Genomic DNA, 4,919 nt, shown 5'->3' on the forward strand with positions numbered 1-4,919 from the left:
AACACAAACACAACAGCTGTGAAATTTTTATTTTTTTATGGTTTAAGGTGTATTATTTTATATTTTTTCGGGGCGGGCGCGGCGCCCGCGGGGGCCCGGCGGGGGGGGCGCGGGGGCATGGGCCGCGTCTCACCTCGTGATGTCGCCGTCCGGCAGGTCCTGGACGGTGACCTTCCCGCGCGGCTGGCCCAGCAGGCGGGCCACCGCGTCGCCGATCCCGTGTGCGTCGCCGGTCGGCCCGGGCGGGGCCGTGTCGGTGTACCGCTCGACGGCCTTCCGGAAGTACGAGGGGTTCCAGGCCCCGACGGCCCCGCTGACGTCGACGGACTGCACCGGCCGGTGGCCGACGGCCCGCCTGATGGCGGGGAGGATCTCGTCCGAGCTGTACTTCCCCGGGACCTGGAACAGGCTTGCATGGCCACCGACCTTGCCGCCGTCCCGCAGCAGGACGGTGACGACCAGGCAGCTGGTCACCGACGGGTAGGTGATCGTCCCCCGCGGACCCACCTCGCCGACCTCGCCCTCCGTGATCCGGACGGAGGTCGCGGAGGGCGAGGAGGTCGCGGCGGCGGACGCCGCAGGTTGCCCGGGCGACGGCGCACCGGCCTGCGCGGCGTCGGCCCCGCCGGCCGTGCAGACCGCCAGCACCATCGCCGCTCCGACGGCCAGCCCCGCCCTTGCCACGCCCCGCCCGGACCTCACCAACACCATGACCCCACATCCCGGAGAACCGGCCTGCGCCCAGCCGCGCAGGCACGCGGCCACACATGCTTCCGAGGACGAACGATCCCGTCAACTCGATGCCCCCGGCGGCGCCCACCGTCGTGAACCACCATCGACCCCGCTGCCACCGCCCGTTCCGGCGCCAGTGCGGCCGCTGACGCCGAGGAGGGCACGGTCAGTCGGTGGCCCGGGCGGCGGCCGGCAGCGGTTCGACCCCGACGACCCGGCGGATCCGGGTGGGCTCGACGAACACGGTGACCCGCCGCTCGCCGGGGATGCGCCAGCCGTACTCCTCGACGCCGAGGTACTTGCGGGCGAGACGGTCCATCTGCCGGTCGGCCTGCTCGCCGGTCACGAACTCGACGGCCCGGCCGTGGATCTGGACCCGGTCGTACGGATCGGCCGGGTCGGAGGCGGAGAGGCAGACCCGGGGGTCGTGGCGCAGGTTGCGCTCCTTGATCCGGCCGACGGAGGTGTTGAAGTACACCCGCTCGCCCTCCAGACCGACCCACATCGGCGTGACGTGCGGAGCACCGTCCACCCCGGTCGTCGCCACGAACCAGATCCACGGCTGCGCCAGCCGCGCCCGGAGGTCCTCCGTCCAGATGTCCACCGGCCGTCCTCTCTCGTCGTTCCGCGGCGGCCCCTGACGGGTGCCGCCCGTCTGATGCCGCCTCAGCGTAGCGAGCCTCTCGCGCTGGAACGGGAAGTCGACCGGGCCGACTTCCCGTTCCAGTACCGGGCGGTACAGTGCGATTCGGTGCGACGGCCCCGCGCGGTCGGCCACCAGGTGGATCGGGGGAGGGACGGGATGGACGGACGCACGGTCGTCCTCAACGAGTTGGCGCAGGGCGTCCGGCCGCTCGGTGAGGGCCTGAGCTGGTTCGAGGGCATGGCCGACGCCGAGCAGTGCGAAGTCCTGCGCATGCTGGCGGAGTTCTGCCTCCAGGCCCGGGCCACCGGCGAGGACGGCCCGGAGAGCATCCGCCGGGCCGGGATCAGGCCCACCCACACCCCGGCCGTCCTGCTCGTGCGCGGGCGCATCGGCGAGCAGCTGGTGAAGATCGCCGACCTTCCGCAGGACGAACGGGCCAAGGCGTTCCGGCTGCTGGTGGCGCTCCTCGGTGTCGCCGACGAGCGTCGGCGGGCCGTCTTCTGCGCGGGCGGGTGTGGGCACGCCTGGCACCACGTGGGAACCTGACTCCGGCCGCGACCCCGACTCCGGCCGCGACCCCGACCCCGACTCCGACCCCGGCCGCGAGGAGCCCGGCGGTTTCGGGACGACGGCGGGGTGGCCACTTCGCCGAGAGCGCACGGATTGCGCCGTTCGGGTGAGCGCGGGGTTCGGCTGGGCGGCCCGGTGGGCAGAGCCTGCGACATGACGACACCCGGGATCACCCGCCGCCACCGCCGCCGTTCCACCGCGCCCGCGTCCGCCGCCCAGGCCCGGCCCGTGCGGCAGCCGGTCCCGGCTCCGCCGGTCGGCCGGTGCTGCCGCACGTGGTCCAGCGAACACCTCACCCGGAGCGGCCGGGCCGTCCGCACCACCTGGCACGAGCCCGCCTGCCGGTCCTGGCACACCACCGCGTGACGGGCGGTGGCCGTGCCGGGGGAGCGGCCGCTGCCCGGCCCGCCGTGCCGAACGCCGGGGGCGATCTACCATGAGAGGCGAGGTCCGCTGCGGCCCGTACCTTCCCTCGCTGAAACGGTAGGGAGGCCGGCATGGAGTTCGAGGCCGGATCCAGAGGTGGGGGCGGGGGCGGAGCGCGCTATCTGCCGATCGCCGAGCACGGGTTGATCGGTGATCTCCGTACGGCCGCGCTGGTGGGGACGGACGGCACCATCGACTGGTACTGCTGCCCGCGGTTCGACGCGCCCAGCGTGTTCGGGTCCATCCTGGACGCCGAGCGGGGCGGCTCCTTCGAGCTGGCCGCCGACGTGCCGGCCCGGACCCGGCAGTTCTACTTCCCCGACACCAATGTGCTGATCACGCGGTTCTACGCGGCCGACGGCGTGGCGGAGATCCAGGACTTCATGCCGGTCGTCGACGAGTCCCGCGAGGCCTCCCGGCACCGGCTGATCCGGCGGGTGGTGTGCGTACGCGGGACACTGCCGTTCGCGGCCCGGATCGCGCCCCGCTTCGGTTACGGAGCGGAGCCGCACACGGTGCGGGTGCGGGCGGGTGAGGCCGTCTTCGAGGCCCCGTCGATGGCCCTGGCGCTGACGTCGACCGTGCCGCTGGAGGGCGACGGCCGGGACGTCCGCTCGCACTTCAAGCTCCTGGAGGGCGAGTCCGTGGTGTTCGCGCTGGACCGGATCGGTGAGGACGTCCGCCCGCGGGCGTGTCCGCACGCCGAGGCGGAGGCGCAGTTCGAGGCGACCGTCCGGTTCTGGTGCGACTGGCTGAGCCGCTCGCGCTACCGCGGCCGCTGGCGGGAGATGGTGCACCGCTCCGCGCTGCTGTTGAAGCTGCTCACCTACGCGCCGACCGGCGCGATCGTGGCCGCGCCGACGACCAGCCTGCCCGAGCGGATCGGCGGCGAACGCAACTGGGACTACCGGTACGTGTGGGTGCGCGACGCGGCCTTCTGCGTCTACGCCATGCTCCGCCTGGGCTTCACCTCGGAGGCCGAGGCGTTCATGGCCTTCCTGTCCGAGCGCGGCATCATGCGGGGCGCCGGCCCGTCCGGCCCGCTGCAGATCATGTACGGCATCGACGGGCGCAAGGACCTTCCCGAGTCCGAACTGGACCACCTCGAAGGGCATCTGGGCTCGGCGCCGGTACGGGTCGGGAACGGCGCCACCCACCAGCTCCAACTGGACATCTACGGGGCGCTGATCGACTCCGTCTACCTGTACGACAAGTGGGGGCAGCCGATCAGCAGCGACCACTGGGACGAGGTCGGCGCCGTCGTGGACTGGCTCTGCGACCACTGGGACCAGCCCGACGAGGGCATCTGGGAGACCAGGGGCGGCCGGCGGGACTTCGTCTACTCGCGGCTGATGTGCTGGGTCGCGATCGAGCGGGCGATCCGGATGGCCAACCGGCGCGGCCTGCCCGCGGACCTCGGCCGCTGGCTGCGGAACCGGGACGCGATCTACCGGCAGATCATGCGGGAGGGCTGGTCCGCCGAACGCGGCGCGTTCGTCCAGTCCCTGGGCGCCGACGTCCTGGACGCCTCGGTGCTGATGATGCCGATGGCCAAGTTCGTCTCGCCCACCGACCCCAAGTGGCTGGCGACCCTGGACGCGCTCACCCGGGACCTGGTCTCCGACTCCCTGGTCTACCGCTACGACCCGGCGGCCAGCCCGGACGGCCTGCACGGCACCGAGGGCACCTTCTCGATCTGCTCCTTCTGGTACGTCGAGGCACTCACCCGGGCCGGCCGCCTGGAGGAGGCCCGGCTGGCCTTCGAGAAGATGCTCACCTACGGCAACCACCTCGGCCTCTACGCCGAGGAGATCGGCCGCACCGGCGAGCAACTCGGCAACTTCCCCCAGGCGTTCACCCACCTGTCACTGATCAGCGCGGCCTTCAACCTCGACCGCGCCCTCGGCTGAGCCGGGCGACGGAGCGTGGGATCCCGGATTCCGTGTCCCCGGGCGACCTCGGCCTCCTGATCGTCGGGGCGGAGGAGGGCCGGCCGGTTGGTTGGTGTGCGGGGCCGACGGAACCAGGTAACGTCTTCCTCGTGTGCTTCCAGACGCCGATCTACGAGTGAGCGCGTGATGGGCCCCTGCTGACGTCCTTCGACGTCGCCGCCCGTCCCCCACCGATGAATCCGTAGACCGCTTCACTTCACTTCACTTCACCACCGGGAGAACCCAAGACCGTGAGCAAGAACATCAACAATCCCGTGGGCATGGGCGGCGGCCAGCGCAAGAGGCTGTCCCGCGCCGAACGGCAGAACAACGGCCCGCACCGCAACCTCGACCGCCAGGGTGCAGCCGACCAGAAGGCCGAGCTGGTGCGCAAGATGCGCGAGAAGGCAGGAACGGCCGAGGGCGCCGAGCGGGCGGACGGCGACACCGCACAGGGCTGACGCACCACCGCAGCGCGCCGCTGCAGCGCGGCACCGCACGGGGCAGGGCTCCGGTACGGCGAAGGGGGGCCACCCCACCGTGGGGAGCCCGGGCGGTTGGGGGGGAGCCCCCAGCCCCCCCCCCCCGCCCGGCCGCGCCCGCGCCGCTCGACA

Annotated in this window: 6 protein-coding genes; 4 read left to right on the top strand and 2 right to left on the bottom strand. The window is 72.5% G+C overall.

Annotated elements, in window-relative coordinates:
- Nucleotides 1-129 precede the first annotated feature (129 nt).
- Both ACFWXO_RS33255 and ACFWXO_RS33260 read right to left on the bottom strand, forming a co-directional pair.
- On the bottom strand, nucleotides 130-684 hold the full coding sequence (locus tag ACFWXO_RS33255; RefSeq protein WP_380528601.1) for a hypothetical protein: 555 nt from the start codon (nucleotides 682-684) through the stop codon (nucleotides 130-132).
- Nucleotides 685-898: 214 nt separating this feature from the next.
- Nucleotides 899-1,336: a PPOX class F420-dependent oxidoreductase gene (locus ACFWXO_RS33260; RefSeq protein WP_380528602.1), complete on the bottom strand. Its 438-nt coding sequence runs from the start codon at nucleotides 1,334-1,336 to the stop codon at nucleotides 899-901.
- A gap of 198 nt (nucleotides 1,337-1,534) precedes the next feature.
- Here ACFWXO_RS33260 and ACFWXO_RS33265 point away from each other — a divergent pair, with 198 nt between their 5' ends.
- The 4 genes from ACFWXO_RS33265 (at nucleotide 1,535) to ACFWXO_RS33280 (ending at nucleotide 4,766) form a co-directional block, all read left to right on the top strand.
- Complete coding sequence (locus ACFWXO_RS33265; protein WP_380528604.1) at nucleotides 1,535-1,924, top strand: DUF5958 family protein; 390 nt, start codon at nucleotides 1,535-1,537, stop codon at nucleotides 1,922-1,924.
- Between the two features lie 177 nt (nucleotides 1,925-2,101).
- Nucleotides 2,102-2,314 (top strand): hypothetical protein, encoded by a 213-nt coding sequence (locus ACFWXO_RS33270; protein ID WP_380528606.1) that lies wholly within the window; start codon nucleotides 2,102-2,104, stop codon nucleotides 2,312-2,314.
- A gap of 131 nt (nucleotides 2,315-2,445) precedes the next feature.
- Nucleotides 2,446-4,284, top strand: a complete 1,839-nt coding sequence (locus ACFWXO_RS33275; RefSeq protein ID WP_380528608.1) for a glycoside hydrolase family 15 protein — start codon at nucleotides 2,446-2,448, stop codon at nucleotides 4,282-4,284.
- Nucleotides 4,285-4,556: 272 nt separating this feature from the next.
- Nucleotides 4,557-4,766: a DUF6243 family protein gene (locus ACFWXO_RS33280; protein WP_380528610.1), complete on the top strand. Its 210-nt coding sequence runs from the start codon at nucleotides 4,557-4,559 to the stop codon at nucleotides 4,764-4,766.
- Nucleotides 4,767-4,919 lie beyond the last annotated feature (153 nt).

The sequence above is a fragment of the Kitasatospora sp. NPDC059088 genome, assembly GCF_042738155.1.
Taxonomy (GTDB): domain Bacteria; phylum Actinomycetota; class Actinomycetes; order Streptomycetales; family Streptomycetaceae; genus Kitasatospora.